This window comes from Saccharopolyspora sp. MMCC62 (genome assembly GCF_057736575.1).
The window spans coordinates 167,686-184,879 of record NZ_JBYKCM010000007.1; the positions used below are offsets into that span (position 1 = coordinate 167,686).

At 70.5% G+C, this 17,194-nt stretch carries 15 protein-coding genes and 1 CRISPR repeat array; of the genes, 14 read left to right on the forward strand and 1 reads right to left on the reverse strand.

Going from position 1 to position 17,194, the window contains the following annotated elements:
- The first annotated feature begins 160 nt into the window (after positions 1-160).
- The 8 genes from AC29IT_RS17880 to cas6e all read left to right on the forward strand — a co-directional run bounded on the left by AC29IT_RS17880 (position 161) and on the right by cas6e (position 8,489).
- The gene (locus AC29IT_RS17880; RefSeq protein WP_488219506.1) at positions 161-514 is read left to right on the forward strand and encodes a hypothetical protein; all 354 of its coding nucleotides are present in this window, start codon (positions 161-163) and stop codon (positions 512-514) included.
- Positions 515-594: 80 nt separating this feature from the next.
- Positions 595-2,928, forward strand: a complete 2,334-nt coding sequence (gene cas3, locus AC29IT_RS17885) for a CRISPR-associated helicase Cas3' (RefSeq protein ID WP_488219507.1) — start codon at positions 595-597, stop codon at positions 2,926-2,928.
- Complete coding sequence (locus AC29IT_RS17890; protein WP_488219508.1) at positions 2,925-3,284, forward strand: hypothetical protein; 360 nt, start codon at positions 2,925-2,927, stop codon at positions 3,282-3,284. Before cas3 ends, AC29IT_RS17890 begins: the two co-directional genes overlap by 4 nt.
- Before the next feature lie 498 nt (positions 3,285-3,782).
- Positions 3,783-5,393, forward strand: a complete 1,611-nt coding sequence (casA, locus tag AC29IT_RS17895; protein ID WP_488219509.1) for a type I-E CRISPR-associated protein Cse1/CasA — start codon at positions 3,783-3,785, stop codon at positions 5,391-5,393.
- Entirely contained in the window at positions 5,386-5,931 is a 546-nt protein-coding gene (locus AC29IT_RS17900) for a type I-E CRISPR-associated protein Cse2/CasB (protein WP_488219510.1), read from the forward strand. The genes casA and AC29IT_RS17900 overlap by 8 nt, the downstream gene beginning before the upstream one ends.
- Complete coding sequence (gene cas7e / locus AC29IT_RS17905; protein WP_488219511.1) at positions 5,928-7,058, forward strand: type I-E CRISPR-associated protein Cas7/Cse4/CasC; 1,131 nt, start codon at positions 5,928-5,930, stop codon at positions 7,056-7,058. The genes AC29IT_RS17900 and cas7e overlap by 4 nt, the downstream gene beginning before the upstream one ends.
- Positions 7,059-7,062: 4 nt before the next feature.
- Positions 7,063-7,800, forward strand: coding sequence for a type I-E CRISPR-associated protein Cas5/CasD (gene cas5e, locus AC29IT_RS17910; RefSeq protein ID WP_488219512.1), 738 nt, complete (start codon positions 7,063-7,065; stop codon positions 7,798-7,800).
- On the forward strand, positions 7,791-8,489 hold the full coding sequence (cas6e, locus tag AC29IT_RS17915; RefSeq protein WP_488219513.1) for a type I-E CRISPR-associated protein Cas6/Cse3/CasE: 699 nt from the start codon (positions 7,791-7,793) through the stop codon (positions 8,487-8,489). The genes cas5e and cas6e overlap by 10 nt, the downstream gene beginning before the upstream one ends.
- A gap of 439 nt (positions 8,490-8,928) precedes the next feature.
- On the opposite strand, the gene AC29IT_RS17920 is transcribed toward cas6e, so the two are convergent.
- A complete protein-coding gene (locus tag AC29IT_RS17920) occupies positions 8,929-9,174 on the reverse strand; it encodes a hypothetical protein (RefSeq protein WP_488219514.1) in 246 nt (81 codons plus the stop codon).
- A gap of 508 nt (positions 9,175-9,682) precedes the next feature.
- On the opposite strand from AC29IT_RS17920, the gene AC29IT_RS17925 reads away from it, so the two are divergent.
- The 6 genes from AC29IT_RS17925 (at position 9,683) to AC29IT_RS17950 (ending at position 16,996) form a co-directional block, all read left to right on the forward strand.
- A complete protein-coding gene (locus tag AC29IT_RS17925) occupies positions 9,683-10,603 on the forward strand; it encodes a helix-turn-helix domain-containing protein (RefSeq protein WP_488219515.1) in 921 nt (306 codons plus the stop codon).
- Positions 10,604-10,613: 10 nt separating this feature from the next.
- A complete protein-coding gene (locus AC29IT_RS17930; RefSeq protein WP_488219516.1) occupies positions 10,614-10,823 on the forward strand; it encodes a DUF397 domain-containing protein in 210 nt (69 codons plus the stop codon).
- 113 nt (positions 10,824-10,936) lie between these two features.
- Positions 10,937-11,167, forward strand: a complete 231-nt coding sequence (locus tag AC29IT_RS17935; RefSeq protein ID WP_488219517.1) for a DUF397 domain-containing protein — start codon at positions 10,937-10,939, stop codon at positions 11,165-11,167.
- A gap of 84 nt (positions 11,168-11,251) precedes the next feature.
- Positions 11,252-11,524: direct repeats of the CRISPR family, unit length 28 nt; unit sequence GTAAGCCCCGCGCACGCGGGGATGGACC.
- 617 nt (positions 11,525-12,141) lie between these two features.
- Positions 12,142-13,767 (forward strand): ABC-F family ATP-binding cassette domain-containing protein, encoded by a 1,626-nt coding sequence (locus AC29IT_RS17940; RefSeq protein ID WP_488219518.1) that lies wholly within the window; start codon positions 12,142-12,144, stop codon positions 13,765-13,767.
- Positions 13,768-14,156: 389 nt separating this feature from the next.
- Positions 14,157-14,855, forward strand: coding sequence for a helix-turn-helix transcriptional regulator (locus AC29IT_RS17945; RefSeq protein ID WP_358440531.1), 699 nt, complete (start codon positions 14,157-14,159; stop codon positions 14,853-14,855).
- A 368-nt stretch (positions 14,856-15,223) separates the two neighbouring features.
- Entirely contained in the window at positions 15,224-16,996 is a 1,773-nt protein-coding gene (locus AC29IT_RS17950) for an ABC transporter ATP-binding protein (RefSeq protein ID WP_488219519.1), read from the forward strand.
- Positions 16,997-17,194 lie beyond the last annotated feature (198 nt).

Sequence of the window (17,194 nt, forward strand, 5' to 3'; positions counted from 1 at the left end):
TCACGCCGGGTGCGGACGGTCTCCCACCGGCTCGCCCGGCGCCGTCGGCAGCGCACCCGGTCGGCCCTGTCGTGCCGTGCCTGCCGCCGACCATCATTCGAGCGGCACTGCTGGACGTCGGGACCGGCCCGACCGCGGCGGTCGCACGGCGGGGGGAACGATGTCGCGGCGCACGCACGACGACGGTTGGTTCGAGGACGAACTCCAGGACGGATCGCCGATCCGCTACCGGATCCGCCTGGACCGGATCTCCGAGATACATCCGGACGCACTGCGAGTCCTGACCCTTGCGGCCGAGACCGAGGGCGTGCCGGTCGCCGACTACATCCGCCGCGTCGCCGAGATGCCGAAGCGGGAGCTGCACGTCTACCGGGACCAGGTCAGGCGCGGCGAAGGTGGCGACGGGCTGGCCCCGCGCTACGAGGCGTGGCTGGAAGCGCGCAGGACGGTCCACGACGACATGCAGTTCCTGTCGAAGGGCGCGAAGCCCGGCGACCCGCCGTTCTGGATCTGACCGCGACCCGCGACCCGAAGTCCGCCACGCGCGCCGGAGCGGTGCGGCATGATCCGGTGCGACTCGGCATCGGAGGGGACATGGCGGACGGGCTGCTCGCGACGCTCACCGCGGCGTGGGGCAAGGAGGGCCACACGGGGAAGCCGCATCCGGTGATCTGCCACCTGATCGACACGGCGGCGGTCGCCGAGCTGCTGTTCCCGGTGCTGCTGGGGCCGCGGGCGCGGACGGATCTGGAGCGCGCGCTGGCACCGCTCGGTGATCCGGTGGCGTGGGCGGCGGTGCTGTGCGGGCTGCACGACCTGGGGAAGATCTCGCCGAGCTTCCAGGTGCGGTGCTACGACATCGCCGTCGGACGGCTGGGACCGGCGGCGGTGCCCGATCTGGATCGGGTGGTCGAAGCGACCGTCCCGGGCAGGCGCCGGGAGCTCACGCACGACCGGGTCACCGCGGTGCACCTGGGAACCCGGTTGGCCGAGTGGGGCGCGGCGGCAGCGGGCGACGTGCTCGCCGAAGTGTTGGGCGGGCACCACGGTTGGGTGCCGGACTCCGACACGCGCAAGGAGTCCACCAGAATGCGCGCGCACGTCGGGAGCGCGCAGTGGTGGCGGTTGCGGGACGCGACGGCGGACCGGCTCGCGGAGCTGTGGGGCCTGCCGCCGCTCGCGGAGGCCCCGTGGCGGGAGACGAGCTGGACCTTGCCCGCGCAGATCGGCTTGGCCGGTCTCACGACGGTCAGCGACTGGATCGCCTCGGACCGCAAGCGGTTCCCGTGGCGGCCGGAGGTGCCGGACCTGGACGCCTACCACCGGGAATCGCGGCGGATCGCCCGGGAGCTCGTCGACGGTTTCGGCTGGACCCGGTGGCGCCCCGAGCGGATCGGGTTCACCGAGATGTTCGGCGTGCGGCCGCGCGGGTTGCAGCGGGCCGTGGCGCAGCTCGTCGCCTCCCGCACCCGGCCGGGCGTGCTGGTGATCGAGGCGCCCACCGGTGAGGGCAAGACGAAAGCGGGCATCCAGGCGGCGGCCGCGCTGGTGCGGCGGTTGGATCTGTCGGGCGTGTACGCGGCGATGCCGACCCGCGCCACCATCAAGTCCTGCTACGACGAGTTCAACGAGGTGCTGGCCCGCACGGGTTCCCCGTTGCGCGCGGTGCCCGCGCACGGGGACGGCTACCAGCAGGTGCGCGCCGAGCACCGGTGCGAGCCGTTCGACATCGGTGTGGACCACGAGGAGTCGTGGGAACTCCGCGCCGACGCCCGGGAGTGGTTCGCCCGGAAGCACGGCGTGCTGGCTCCCGTCGGCGTCGGCACCCTCGACCAGGCGTTGCAGGCGGTGGTCCGCTCCCGGCACACGTTCGTGCAGCTGACGGCCATGTCCGGCAAGGTCCTGCTGGTCGACGAGGTGCACTCGTTCACCACCTACACCTCGCGGCTGCTGGAGCGGCTGCTGTGGTGGTGCGGTCGGCTGGAGATCCCGGTGGTGCTGATGTCGGCGACGTTGACGGCGCGGCGGCGGGAACGGCTGCTCGCCGAGTGGCGGGCGGGAGCGCGCGTCGAGCCCGTCGCCGAGCCCGAACCGGTGGCGGCGGGCGACGGCTGGCAGTTGAACTGGGTGGATGCGGTGGAGCGCGCCGAACCGGTGCCGGTGGAGTCCGGCCAGCAGCCGCGGCACGTGCAGGTCGTCGAGCTGGAGCGCGGCGACCACTGCCGCTGGGTGCTCGACGAGCTCGGCGAGCGGGGCGCCGCGATGATCGTGCACAGCGTCGTATCCCAGGTCACGGCCACCGCCGACGAACTGCGGAGCTTCGACCCCGACGCCGAGGTGATCACGTTGACCGGCCCGGACGAACGCCGCGCCGAGACCGAGCGGCGCCTGCACGAACTCCTGGGCCCCGACGGGTCGTCCACCGGCCGGGTGATCGTCGTGGGTACCTCGGTGCTGGAGAACCTGGACCTGGACGTGGACGTGCTGGTCACCGATCTGTGCCCGATCGACCTGCTCGTCCAGCGCTTGGGCCGGTTGCACCGTCGGAAGCCGCGGGGCACGGCGAAGGTCGGCATCACGGAGCTCGCGAGCGCACGAACCGCCGGTCGGCAGGAGATCCGCCTGCCCCGCGCCACCACGCACCCCCATGCGCCGCACCTGCTGCAGCTGACCGCGGGCGTCCTGGCGGGGCGCACGGGCATCGCGCTGCCGACCGATGTCGGCGAACTGGTCCGCGCCGTCTACGAGAGCAGCCGGGAAACGACGGCGCTGGCGAAGCACGAGCACACCGAGACCAAGGCGCACTACCACGGCGAGGTGGTGTGCGTGCCGCGCAGCGACGAGGACGACGCCCTCCACGACCTCACCGAACGCCCCGGCAGCCGAACCCGGACCCGCAGCAAGAACCGGCGACCGGAGGAGCGATGAATCCCGACCACGAGTTCTCCCCGTTCCTGCCGGAGATCGCGCTGGTCCCGCTGTGGACGACGGCGGCCGGGCCGGTGACGGGACGCGGCACACCGGTGGACCTCGAATCCGCCGAGCTCGCGGTGGAGCTCGTCGCGGAGCTGGCGGGCTCGACGGTCCGGCTGGCCGTGCCGGAGGACCTGGAACCGGCGGCGTTCGCGGCGCTGGAGGAGCTGCCGGTCCCGGACTGCTTCGCGTTCAGCGGCTGGCTCACCGAGCACCGCCCGCTGCTGCTCCAGGACGGGATCGCGGTGGTCGCCGGGTGGCGGTTCGAGCACGATCCGGAGCACGGGTTGCTGGTGCGAGAGCTCCACTAAATCGTCAGCAGAAACCCTTCGATCACGGCCCACTCGACCACTACAAGGCCGACACCTGCGCCCCACGCAAGCACCCGGCGCCAGAAGCGTGGTGGGACCCGCAGGCTGAGCGTCACATCCCGGTTCTCGATCTTGAGCCACGCCCACCAACGCTCTCCGCGTTGAAACCCGAACGCAAACGACTCGGCGCGCCCTGACATCGTGCCCCCTAGTATCGGCTTCCATCACGATCAGTGAACCACACGAAGTTCTACTCCGATGTAGGGGGCGTCTCATCCAGGCATGCTTGGCGATCAGGCTGCTTGCTAACGTCGTCCGTGCCCCTGGCACAGGGGATGGCCCTTTCTAGTGCGAAGTAGGGGACCCAGCCCTGCGCACGCAGGGACGGTGCACGTTGCCAGCGCGGGACCGGTGAACGGCCGGTCTCGCGCTAACACCAATGTCAACCGAGTCGGAACCTTGGTTTTCGAAGGGGCCTCAGTGACTTTCAACCTCCTGGTGGAGCCGTGGGTTCCGGTAGTCCGCCCTGACGGACGCTCCGCAACCCTCGGTTTGGCCGACGTTCTACGGCAAGCACACAAGCTGCGGTGGATCGAGACTGAGGCCCCGGTAATGACGGCTGCGCTGCACCGTCTGCTGTTAGCACTGGCGCACCGCGTGTACGGACCTCCGAACACGCGGCGATGGGAATCGTTGTGGTCTGCGCGGGAGTTGCCGCGCGACGAGCTGGAGAAGTACCAGCAGGATTTCGGCGACCGCTTCGACCTGTTCGGGCCGCGCCCGTTCCTGCAATGCCCGGGTCTCGCCGAGAAGGCGATGGGTTCGGCGAAGCAGCTGCTGATGCCGACGTCCTCCGGCAGCAATGCGACGTTGTTCCACCACAGCACCTCGCGAGATCATGTGGAGGTTCCGGCGGCCGCGGCGGCCCGCTGGATGGTGGCCTTGCAGGCCTACGACACCGGCGGTTTGAAGACCCCGTTCCACAAGGACAAGTCGTCCGAACGCGGTCTGTGTAACCATTTCGGCGCCGTCGTAGTCGAGGGCGCCACGCTCAAGGAGACCTTGCTGCTGAACCTGCAGGTCTACGCGCCCGGACGCGGCAAACCGGCCGGGACCACCGAGCACGACCGCCCACAGTGGGAACTCGACGAGCCGCCGAGCCCCGAGCCGATCAAGAGCCGGATTCCGCGCGGCTGGACCGACCTGCTCACCTGGCCGTCCCGCCGGGTCCTGCTGCGCGCCGTGGACCGGGGCGGCGAGCCGTACGTGGACGGCGCGGTGATCACCCCCGGCGACCGGTTCACCGAGGAGTTGCACGAAGCGGAGCATCAGGCCGCGTTCCGGCAGCCGATGAAGCAGAACAGGAAGAAGGAGTGGCGCCCTACTGGTGGGCTGCGGCCAATCCGACTCGAAGAGCTGCGCGGGTCGTGGCGGTACTGCAGGGAATTGCTACTGGCAGCGACACCGGAGAGCCCGCGGCACCGGCCGCGCGTGCTGGACCACGTGGCGGCGAACGCGCCGGATGACGCCGTCTACACGCTGCGAATCTATGGGCAGGCTCTCGGCAATAAGGCCGCGGTGGTGCACACCTGGCTGCAGGAGTCCATTCCGGCACCGGTCTCGCTGCTGCGAGCGGACGAATCCGACGACCGCGTCGGACCGCTGCTGGGGCTGGCCGTGGACCTGGCGGACAACATCGGCTGGGCGCTGGAGCGGATGGAGAAGAAGTACGAGGCGGCGTTCGCGCTCGCCATGGAGCATGCCGAACGCCGCAGCGCCCTCGCTCAGTGGTACTGGCCGGAGCTGTCGGCGCCGTTCGGGGTGGTGCTGCGCGATGTCGGTGCCGCTCTCGCCGCCGAGCACCCGAGTCCCGCCGCCGCGCAGCGGGCGTTGTTCGACCCGTTCGAGCAGTGGGCGCAGTGCGTGCGGCGGATCTCGGAGCAGGCGGTGCGGACCTGGGTGTGGAACCTGCCGCGGGAGTCGGGCCGGCAGCTGCTCGCGCTGGCCGAACCGGAGTCGTGGTTCCACTTCCACTCGGAGCGATTGCACCGCGAATACCGGACCGACCTCGACGCCACCTGGGACTCGGGACAGGAGCACGATGAGTGATGACGTGCAGGACGCCCGCCGGGCGTTCATCCGGGACGTGTACCGGCTCGGCGACGACCTCGCGAACGACGTCGCGGGGGCACGGGCGACGCTCGCAGAGCTGCGCCGGGCCTTGGCCGGGGACCTGCGTCCGGCGGCGCTGGAACTGGTGCACCGGCACGAGCCGCCGGAGCGGGAAGAGCAGTTCTGGCTGCTGACGGCGGGGCTCTACGCGATCAACCCGGTGAACCCGGCCAGGCGCTACCCCATCGGAGAGGCGTTGGGGCGGCTGGAGAGCAAGGACTCCGCGGAGGCTCGGCTGCGCCAGCTGCTGTCGACCTCCGCGGAAGGGCTGGTGCACTACGCCCGCCAGGCCGTGCAGCTCGTCGGCGCGCACGACCTCGCGGTGGACCTCCACCCTCTCCTCACTGATTTGATCATGGTCCAGCACGCCCGCCTGCACAGCCAGGGCGCTTTCCAGGTCCGCATGCGGTGGGCGCGCGATTTCCACCGCGGTAGGTACGTCACCACGACCTCCCTCGAAGGGACAGATCAGTGATCATCGAGTTGCACCTGCTCCAGTCGTTCCCGGTCAGCAACCTGAACCGCGACGACGTCGGCCAGCCGAAGTCGGTCACCTTCGGCGGTGTCCAACGTGGACGGATCTCCAGCCAGTGCTTGAAGCGGTCGGCGCGCGGCGAGTTCCCCAAGTACGGCCTGGACGTGTCGGAGACCGGGTTGCGCACGAAGCGCCTGCTGGCGGATGCGGCGCGGAAGCTGGACGGGCTGGACGGCGATGCCGACCCCGATCCGGGGACCGCGGACGTGGTACGGGAGGCGCTGTACGAGCTCGGGTTCGGCGTCGCGAAGCGGGACCTGACCGAGTACCTGCTGTTCGTGGGTCAGGAGGCGGGCGCGGAGCTCGCTGAGTTCTGTGCGGAACACAGGGAGGCGTTCGCAGACCGCGCAGCTCAGCGCGAGAAGGCACAGGAGAAGCTGCCGAAGATCAAGCCCAGCAAAGAGAGTACGGAGCGGGCGCGGGACATCCTGAACGCGCGCCGGGTCGCCGACGTGGCGCTGTTCGGCCGGTTGATCGCCGACAACAAGGACTTCAACGTGGACGCCGCTTCCCAAGTGGCGCACGCGTTGTCCACCCATCCGGTGGTCACCGAGTTCGACTACTACACCGCGGTCGACGATCTTCAGCCGGACGACGAGTCGGGCGCCGACATGATCGGCACGGTCGACTTCAACGCGGCCTGCTACTACCGCTACGCGAACCTGGACGTGGCGAAGCTGACCGAGAACCTCGGCGGGGACGCGGAACTCGCCGAGCGCGCGGCGAACGCCTGGCTGCGGGCGTTCATCTCGGCCACGCCGAGCGGCAAGCAGAACTCGACCGCGGCCCGCACCACCCCGGAGACCTTGCTGACGGTGGTGCGCGACCACGGCGCGTGGAACCTGGCGAACGCGTTCCTGAACCCGGTGCGCGGCGAGGACGTGCTGGTGAAGTCGACGGATCGGATGATCGAGCACTTCAACCGGCTGCGCGGTTTCTACGACGAGGAGCCGATCCGCACCGTCACCGGTGCGGCGGTCACCGGTTCGCTGGACCTGGCCGAGTCGGAGCAGGCGGCGTCGGTCGGCGAGCTGGTCCGCCGCACGCTCGCCGGGGCGCTGGGGTGATCCGGTGACCGAGGCGACTTTGGCGCTGCGCATCGACGCGCCGATGCAGTCCTGGGGTGTGCGGTCCCGGTTCACCAGCCGGGACACGGCCGCGGAGCCCACCAAGTCCGGCATCGTGGGCCTGCTGGCGTCGGCCCGCGGGGTGGCGCGCGAGGACACCGCGCGGATCGCGGAGCTGGCGGCGCTGCGGATGGGTGTCCGGGTGGACCGGGAAGGCTTGGTGGAGCGGGACTTCCACACCGCGTCGAACGTCCCGGTGTCGGACGGCACGTCGCCGCGGACGGTGCTGAGCGAGCGCTACTACTTGGCGGACGCGCTGTTCCTGGTGGCGCTGCACGGGAAGACGGACCTGATCGCGGACCTGGCCGAGGCGGTGCGGCGTCCGCGGTGGCCGTTGTTCTTCGGCCGCAAGGCTTTCGTGCCCGCCAGCCCGCTCATCGGCACCGACGGGCACAGCACGCGCCGCGGCACCGGCATCGTCGAGCAGCCGCTGCTGGAGGTGCTGGAAACCCACCCGTGGCTGGAGAACCGGTTCGAGCAGCGCCACCAGGTGTCCCCTGCCGACGGCGCGGAGCTGCTGCGCACCGTCGTCGACGTGCCCGCATCCGACCCGGAGGCCGAGCTGCGCCACGATCACCCGCTGTCGTTCGCGAACGACGACCGGCGGTTCGAGTCGCGCACGGTCCGCGTCGGGCACGTGGTGCTCACCGAAGCGATGAAAGGGGCCGAGGCGTGTTCCTGAGCAGGCTCGAGGTCGACGTCACCTCGCGGGCGTTCCGCCGCGACTACGCCGACGTGCACGACATGCACCGCACGGTGCTGTCCGCTTTTCCCGCGCTGCCGGCGGAATTGCAGGCGCGGGAGGAACACGGGGTGCTGTGGCGGCTGGACAACGCCGGGCGCGGGTACGTGCTGTACGTGCAGAGCCGCACTCACCCCGACTGGGCGGTGCTGCCGGACGGCTACCTGCGCGCCCGCGCCCAGGTGCGCTGCCTGCAACCCGTGTCGGACGCGATCCGCGCAGGCCGCAGGTTCGCGTTCCGGCTGGTAGCGAGCCCGACCCGCAGCATCCACCCCGACGGCGGAGTCCCCGGACACCGCGGCCGCGGCAAGCGGGTGCCGGTGCGCACTCCCGAGCGGCAGCTGGATTGGCTCGCCGCGCAAGGAGAACGGCACGGCTTCCGCATCCCCGGCACCTCGCACGGCCCGGATGTGGCGCCCACGCCGAGCCCGCAACTGGTCGGCCGCAAGAAGGCCGCCGACGGGGGTGACGGGCGCCGGAAGATCACGATCTCCCCGGTCCGCTTCGACGGCCACCTCGACGTGGTCGACCCGGAAGCCTTCACCGCGGCCCTGCACGACGGCATCGGCCGAGCCAAGGCCTACGGCTGCGGCCTCCTCACCCTCGCCCCGACCCGACCCACGGCATGACACCGACCCAGTGTCCGATTTTTGGCCAACACCCCTAACAAAAACCCAGCTCGCAAAGGGTAAGCCCCGCGCACGCGGGGATGGGCCGTCCAGCGACACCAACGAGAACTGACCAACCCAGTAAGCCCCGCGCACGCGGGGATGGGCCGGTTGGGGGTTCGAATCCCTCGGCGGGCATAAGGTAAGCCCCGCGCATGCGGGGATGGGCCGGCGACCCGGAAGCGGTGGATGGCGACGTTGACGTAAGCCCCGCGCATGCGGGGCGTGTTGATGGCCGATCAGAGTTTTCGGAGGCCTTCCAGTACTCGGGCGTAGAGGGTCGTCGCCGGGGTTGTGTCGTGCTGGAGGTGGCCGGTCAGGTGGCGGGTGTAGCCGGTGCGGCCTGGTTTCGCGAGGTCTCCCGGGCGCGGCCGGTTCGGTGCGGCTCGTGGTGGTTCTTTCATCCGGGTTCCCGGGATCGTGGGTGGGTTCTGGCCCAGTGGCGGGCTTTTCGGGCTACGTCGTTGTCGTCGATCCAGGGCTGGGTGACGGCGACGGTGTCGATGAGCGCGTGGTCGCCGCGTTCGCCACGTCGGTCGCCCCGGTGCACGGTGAACACCGGATCGGGCCGACCCCACCGCACGGTGATGTCCCGTTCCGGGAGGTAGTGCCAGGCGCAGGGCAGCCCGTAGGACCTGAGCATCATGGGATTTCCTCAGCAGGCGAAGGGAAAGCGAGGGAACCGGCCGCACGATCTCGGGGGAAGGGGTGGATCGTGCGGCCGGGCGTGTCCGGGCGGCGCTCGGGGAAGCACGCCGTCCGGCCCGCGACCGGCACCCGCCGAGGGGCACTAGCGAGCACCGGTCCACCCGGCCGGGGTCGGGGCACACCCGGCCGGGACTCTCAACGACTCAGCAGCAGCCGATCAAGCGGAAATGTCGACCAGGTGAGTGGCCCATTCGCCCAACGAGACTGGGCGGGTGGGCCATTCACCTTGAGCCTGCGATGCGTGTTCATCGCGGTTATCTCCTCGCACCAATGGGGTTCGGACGGGTGATCGGTACCCGGACGGCTGAAGGAATCGCCTGTGCCCGGATCGGGGTCTTGCCTCGGAGTTCGATCACCTCGAAGCTTGGAACCATAGTGAAGTGAAACTCTCATTCACGCAACGACCCGATAGTGGGACGTCCGTTTCATCCAAGGAGGGTGCAGTCGTGGAAGAACCGCCCCGTACGCTGCTGGTCGACGTGGCAACCGAGGTCGAGGAGTTCGTGGTGGAGCGTGTGAGCCCGACAGTGCGGCTGCGCAAGGTGGTTCGCCGCCTGCTGGCGTGGCGCGAGGCCGCCGGGATGCGCCAGGACGACGTCGCCGCCGCGTTGCACTGGTCCAAGGCGAAGGTCAGCCGCTTCGAGAACGCCGACCAGATCCCCGGCCCGGCCGAAGTGCTCGCGCTCGCCGCGATCTACGGCGTCAACGACGCCGAACGGGATCAGTACGTCGCCTTGGCGCTGCAAGCCCGTCAGCGCGGCTGGTGGCAGAGCTACGGCGACAGCCTGGCGAACAACTTCAGCGAATACGTCGGACTCGAAGCGGAAGCCGACCACGTACACGAGTTCGCCATCGATCTGATCCCGGGGTTGCTCCAGACCGACGGGTACGCCAGCGCGCTCGTCCAGGCTTGGGTTCCTCGCGCGGACGACTCGGTAACCCGCGATCGCGCAAATCTCCGCGCAGAACGCCAGAAGGGGCTCCTCGGCGACGAACCCGTCTCGGTGCGGACAGTGATCAATGAAGCCGCATTGCGCCAGCAGGTGGGGAGCGCCGAGGTCATGCAGGAACAGCTCGGGCATCTCGTCGAGATGTCGAAGCTGCCTAACATCGAGATTCAGGCGCTGCCCTTCGCAGCAGGAGCAACCCCGGCGATGGGATCGCCTTTCATCATCTTGGGCTTCGCCGCGGCGGAAGACCCGGATGTCGCCTTCTCCGAGCACCTGACCGGATGCGTCTATGTGGAGGACCCGGACGCGGTGGAGTCGTATAGCCTGAACTTCGGCGCTCTACAGGACAAAGCGCTGTCCCCGGCGGCTTCGAGGGAGTTCATCGAGTCGATCGCCGGGGAGCTGCGAGCACGATAGGGAGCGGAGCATGAACGCCCCGGACTTCAGCCAGGCGACGTGGCGCAAGAGCACGAGGAGCAACGGTGGGGGCGGAGCCTGCGTCGAGATCGCCTCGATCCCGGGTCTGACCGGTGTCCGAGACAGCAAACTCGGCGAGACCGGTCCGGTACTGCCCTTCGGCGACGGCACCTGGTCGACGTTCCTCGATTCGGTCAAGAGCGGCGCCTTCGACCGCTGATCGCTTCGGGCAGGCCCATCCGGAATGTCCCGGGTGGGCCTCGCCAACCCAGAACTCGGCACGCCTGGGGACGCCGCAGAACACCCGAGAGTCCTGCGACCAGAGGAGTTCACGTGACCCAGCTGAACACGCGTGCTTCGGACGACCACGGCTCAGCGGACGCGGTGTGGCGCAAGAGCTCCTACAGCACCCCGAACGGCCAGTGCGTCGAAGTAGCGAACCTTCCCGGCCGCACCGCCATCCGGGACAGCAAACTCGGCGCCCGCAGCCCGGTACTCCCCTTCCCCACGCACGCCTGGACCACGTTCCTAGCCGATCTCAAAACCGGCACCTACGACCGCTGACCACACCCCAGCCGGCACCCACCCATGCACCACCCACCGAACGAAAACACGCACACCTCCACATAAAACCCCAGTTCAAAAAGGGTAAGCCCCGCGCATGCGGGGATGGACCGTTCGGGGTGGAGCCAGTGGAGTTCTTCGGTCCGTAAGCCCCGCGCACGCGGGGATGGACCCCGAACGCTTGAAGGGGAGCGGTCCCCATGACGAGTAAGCCCCGCGCACGCGGGGATGGACCGTGGCACGTGGACCGCCGTGCGACTGCTGACGAGTAAGCCCCGCGCACGCGGGGATGTACCGACGGTGACTTGCCCGGTGTGCGGGCGCACGGAGTAAGCCCCGCGCACGCAGGGACGGATCTCCATTCGCCTTACATGGAGCCGGTTTCGCGGGACTCTGTCAGGTGAGTGGCCCGTTGGACCAACGGGATTGGGCAAGTGGGCCACTCACTTGAAGCGACTGGCTCGGAAACGACCGCGGGAACCGGTCGGGTGAGTGGCCCGTTGGGCCAAGGTGGCCGGGCGGGTGGGCCGTTCACCTGGGGTGGGGCGCTCGGAAGCGGTGGCGGGAAATTCGGTTTCGCGGGTGGGTGGGCGCTGTTACGGTGCTGGTCGGTGGCCGGATCGCGGCCCGTGGTGAGGAGTGGTCGACGTGCTGGGCGAGGACGACATCTCCGGGTGAGGCCCGGTTCGAGACCCGGTTGAACCGTGGTTCGAGGCCCTGGGCGGAAGCCCGGTCGAGAACTGGTCGGAGCCGGAGTGCTCTGCACCTCCCCTGCCCTGGTCGGGCGGTTCGGAGGGCTTGTCGTCGTACCCCACCACTGTTCGTTCCTCGGGCGCTGCCCCGTGCTCCCCCGACTCACCAGTCCGCCCTGGCTCACCGGTTTGCACCGACTCACCGGTTTCCCATGGCTCGCCGGTGTTCGCGAGGCCGGAAGCACGGTTGCGGTGCGCCCGCCTGACGCGGGAGAGCTCGCCATGGCCGATGCGTTGATCACCTGTTCCCACCTCACCTTCTCCTGGCCGGACGACACGCCGGTGTTCGACGACCTGTCGTGCACGGCGGGTCCGGGCCGCACCGGGTTGGTCGCGCCGAACGGTGCGGGCAAGAGCACGTTGCTGCGGCTGATCGCCGGGGAGCTGACCCCTCGCTCCGGGACCGCCACCGCGCACGGCGTGGTCGGCTACCTGCCGCAAACCCTGCCGTTGCGCGGTGATCGCACGGTCGCGGAGGTGCTGGAGATCGCGCCGGTGCTGCGCGCGCTGCGGGCCATCGAAGCAGGCGACGTGGACGAGGCGCACTTCGCGGCCGTCGGCTCGGACTGGGACGTCGAGGAACGCGCCCGCGCCGAGCTGGGGCGCCTCGGGCTCGATGACATCGCGCTGGACCGGACGCTGCGCACGTGCAGCGGCGGGCAGGCGGTGGCGATCGGGCTCGCCGCGCAGCTGCTCAAGCGACCGGACGTGCTGCTGCTGGACGAGCCGACGAACAACCTGGACCGGGACGCGCGCGACCGGCTGCACCGGGTGCTCGCCGAGTTCGGCGGCTGCCTGCTGCTGGTCAGCCACGACCGGGAGCTGCTGGACCGGATGGATCGCATCGCCGAGCTCGACCGCGGCGAGATCCGGTGGTACGGCGGGAACTTCACCGCCTACGAGCAGGCACGGCTCGCCGAACGCGATGTGGCCGAGCGCAACGTGCGCAACGCCGAACAGGAGCTGAAGCGCGAGAAGCGGGAACGGCAGCAGGCCCGCGAACGCGCCGACCGGCGGGCGAGCAACGCGGCCCGCAACGCCGACTCCGCCGGGCTGCCGAAGATCCTCGCCGGGGCGCGCAAGCGCCGCGCGCAGGAATCCGCGGGCCGCGCCGACGACACCCACGGGCAGCGCGTCGACGACGCCCGCCGCAGGCTCGACGAGGCGAACCGGGCGGTGCGCGAGGACGACGTGCTCGCGCTGTCGCTGCCCGACACGCGCGTGCCCGCCGGGCGAACCCTGTTCCACGGCACCGGAATCCGGCTGGACCTCGGCGGCCGCGCGCTGTTCGGCGACGGGATCGACCTCGCCATCCGCGGTCCCGAGCGCATCGCGCTCACCGGTGGCAACGGCTCCGGGAAGTCGACGCTGCTGCGGCTGATCAGCGGCGACCTCGTGCCGGACGGCGGGGAGATCACCCGGTTCGACGGGCGGATCGCGTCCCTGTCGCAGCGGCTCGACCTGCTCGACCTGGACCGCTCCACCGCCGAGAACCTGCGGGACGCCGCCCCGGAACTGCCGCGGACCCGGTTCATGCACGTGCTCGCGCGATTCCTGTTCGCCGGCGACCGGATGCACCTGCCCGTCGGCGCGCTCTCCGGCGGGGAACGGCTGCGCGCCACCCTGGCGTGCGTGCTGTGCGCGGAACCGGCGCCGCAACTGCTGCTGCTCGACGAACCCACCAACAACCTCGACCTGGTCAGCACCGGGCAGCTCGTCGAAGCCCTCACCGCCTACGAAGGGGCGCTGGTGGTGGTCAGCCACGACGAGCGCTTCCTCGCCGACATCCACGTGCCGCGGCGGCTGCACCTGTCCGGTGGCGAACTGCGCGACACCGGCGGGAGCTGACCCGCAGCGCCCGGAGGCGCGGTGGAAATGTCCCGCTGGAATGTGGAAAGCGAAGCGGAGCGGGAAAACACCGCGCCACCCGCGCGGAGGTCACTCCGGAGCAGGAATTTCATTACCCGTTGGGGCGTACCCGGGTATCGCCGGTTCGCGTAACGTGGACATAACTGGGAAACCGGCGAATTCCGGACGCATCGATGGGGAGATGCGCGCTGCCCGGAATCGCGGAGCACGACGCACTTGACCGGCCACACCCCGGCCGCTCCGAATCGCGACGAGAACACCCCCGCGAAAGCGGATCCCGTCCGGCGGGGAATACCACGGAGTGCTCGTTGCACTGTTCGGCCGCATCGTGCGAATTCGATGCGCCATGCCGATTCGGAGGAGGAAAGGTGCGGACCAGCGTTTCCGGCGACGAAACCACGCGGAATCCGATCGTGCTCATCGCGCACGGCGTCCCCGCCTACCGGTGCGGCCTCGCCCTCGGATTGCGGAACTCCGCGCCCGACGCGTTCGAGGTGCGCGAATCGACCCCGGCGGACGCGGCCGAGCGCACCGGCTGGGACGCCTGCCTCGTCGAAGTGCCGTGCCGCGACCTCTCCGCCCTCGCCGCGCTCCGCCGCGCCCGGCCGGACGGCGTGCTGATCGCGCTGCTCGACGCGGCCGGACCGGACGACTACCGGGCCGTGCTGCGCCTCGGCGCGGACGGCGCCGCCGCCCAGGACGCCGACCTCGACGAGATCATCTCGGTGCTGCGGCTGGCGCTGCGCGGCGACGTGCTGCTGCCCCGCGGCGTCGCCCGCGCCCTCTGCACCGGGCCGAGCCGGCCACCCGGCGCGGTGCAGCTCACCGGCGTCGACCGCGACCTGCTCACCCGGCTCGCGATGGGCAACCCCGTCGCCGACATCGCCAAGTCCACCGGCTACTCCGAACGGCAGATGTACCGGCTGGTGCGGGAGATCTACCACCGGCTCGGGTCCCGGAACCGCAGCGAAGCCATCGCCACCGCCACCCGGTGGGGCCTGATCACCGGCGAGGACGCCGATCCGGAACCCACCCCCCGGCCGCCACCGTGCGGCAGCCGGCGCTGACCACCGCCGAGCGAGCCGGCCCCACGCGGTCTCGACACCCCGAGCCCGATCCGCCCGACGTCCCGAGCGCCGCCGTCTCGTCCCGTCCGCGGCGCAGCCGCTGAGCACCGATCACCGGACCACCCGGCACCGGCGCGAGTGCTCAGCGGGATTCCCGCGCGGACAGTGTTTCCCGCGCAGCGGAGCGACCTGCGAAGAGTCCTCTCCCGTGGCGGAACCACCGGTGACAACGATCCCCGCAGCGAGAACGCCGCTGAGGTCGCCCACCCCCTGCGCAGAACGACCCGAGAAGAACCCGACCCGCGAGGAACGAATCCCGTGCGGAACGACCCGCACGGCACGAACCCCGCGAGCGACGAAGGAGCCCCGTGCTACAAGCATTCCGATCCACCCGGCGCAGCGACGACGCGGACGACGACGAGATCCCCGAACCGGATCAGGCGGCCGCACCGGGACGTCGCGTCGGCGTCCGCGACCTCGTCCAGGTCGCGCGCGGGCACCAGCGCGCGATCGCGCTCGCCCTGGTGCTCTCCCTGCTGGGCGCCGCGCTCGGCCTGGTGCAGCCGCTGCTGGCCGGGCACGCCATCGACTCGTTCTCCCGGCAGCAGCCGTACCTGCCGCTGATCGGGCTGCTGGCCGTGGTGTTCCTCAGCGAAGCGGTGATCACCGCGCTCGCCGCCTACGCGCTGGAGCGCTCCGGCGAGGGCATCGTGCTGGGGCTGCGGCAGCGCGTGGTGCGCACCCTGCTGCGGCTGCCGATGCGCGGCTACGAGCAGCGCCGCCTCGGCGACCTGCTCTCCCGCACCACCAGCGACACCACCCTGCTGCGCGACACCCTCGCCTACGACCTGTCCGAGGTCGTCGTCGGCGTGTTCGTGGTGCTCGGCGGCACCGCCATGATGATCTGGCTGGACGCCGCCATGTTCCTCATCGTGCTGGCCATCATCGGCACCATCGGGGCGCTGACCACGTTGCTGCTCACCGGGATCCGCCGGTCCGTGGAGGACGCGCAGGACAGCCTCGGCGGCATGACCGCGGAACTGGAGCGGGCGCTCTCCGCGATCCGCACCGTGCGGGTGCTGCGCGCCGAAGACCGCGAGCAGGACCGCATCGGCGGCCTGGCGCGGCAGGTGTACCGGCAGAACCTCGGCGCGGCCAAGCGGGACGCGGTGGTGAACCCGGCGATGACGCTGGCCATGCACGCCTCGCTGATCGCGGTGCTCGTCGTCGGCGGCATCCGCGTGGTCAGCGGCGCGTCCTCGCTCGCCGACCTCGTCGGATTCCTGCTGTACGTCACCTACATCGCCGCGCCGATGGCGAACATCTTCGACGTGCTCGCCACCCTGCAACGCGGGATGGCCGCACTGCAACGGGTCGACGACGTCACCCGGATGCCAGTCGAGGAGGACCACGCGCCGATCACCGCGGTGCCGCGCGAACCGGTCGCCGCCGAGGTGCCCGCGGTGGAACTGCGCGACGTGTGGTTCGGCTACGAACCGGACTGGCCGGTGCTGCGCGGCGTCTCGTTCGCGGTGCCACGCCACACGCACACCGCGCTGGTCGGGCCGTCCGGCGCCGGCAAGTCCACGATCTTCGCGCTGCTGGCCCGGTTCTACGACCAGGACCGCGGGGAGATCCTGCTCGACGGCCACGACACCCGGGAGCTGAGCCGCACCGCATGCCGCGCGCAGCTCAGCCTCGTCGAGCAGCACTGCCCGATCATGCACGGCACGCTCGGCGAGAACATCGCCTACGGCCGCCCGGACGCGAGCCCGGCGGAGGTGGAGCGGGTCGTGGCGCTGGCCGCGCTGGAACCGCTGGTGCGACGGCTGCCGCACGGGCTCGACACCCCCGTCGGCGACCACGGCGACCTGCTCTCCGGCGGGGAACGGCAGCGCGTCGCGCTCGCCAGGGCGCTGCTGCCCCGGCCCCGGTTGCTGCTGCTGGACGAACCGACCTCGCAGCTCGACAGCGCGAACGAGGCGGCGCTGACCGAGACCATCGCGAAGGTCTCCGCCGAGTGCACGCTGCTCGTCATCGCGCACCGGCCGTCCACCATCCGGTCCGCGGATTCGGTGGTGGCGCTGGAATCGGGCGAGATCGCGGCGAACGGCGCCGTGCGACCCGGGCGACCCGGGTGATCCGCCGATCTCCGCGAACCGAATCTGCTCGATCCACCCGATCTCCGCGATCGACCCGATCCGCTCGATCCCCGACCCGCTCGATCCACCAGCCTCGCCGGACCAGTCCGGCGAGGCTTTTCGCGCGCCGGGCGAGAATCGGATGCGGCGAATGGCGAAAATCCACCCGAACGAGAGCAACACGACCACGCCGCGACA

Coding starts and splice junctions, on each gene's coding strand:
- AC29IT_RS17890 (WP_488219508.1), top strand. CDS start 2,925: ATGAATCCCGACCACGAGTTCTCCCCGTTCCTGCCGGAGATCGCGCTG.
- AC29IT_RS17920 (WP_488219514.1), bottom strand. CDS start 9,174: ATGATGCTCAGGTCCTACGGGCTGCCCTGCGCCTGGCACTACCTCCCG.
- cas3 (WP_488219507.1), top strand. CDS start 595: ATGGCGGACGGGCTGCTCGCGACGCTCACCGCGGCGTGGGGCAAGGAG.
- AC29IT_RS17930 (WP_488219516.1), top strand. CDS start 10,614: ATGAACGCCCCGGACTTCAGCCAGGCGACGTGGCGCAAGAGCACGAGG.
- AC29IT_RS17880 (WP_488219506.1), top strand. CDS start 161: ATGTCGCGGCGCACGCACGACGACGGTTGGTTCGAGGACGAACTCCAG.
- AC29IT_RS17940 (WP_488219518.1), top strand. CDS start 12,142: ATGGCCGATGCGTTGATCACCTGTTCCCACCTCACCTTCTCCTGGCCG.
- AC29IT_RS17900 (WP_488219510.1), top strand. CDS start 5,386: ATGAGTGATGACGTGCAGGACGCCCGCCGGGCGTTCATCCGGGACGTG.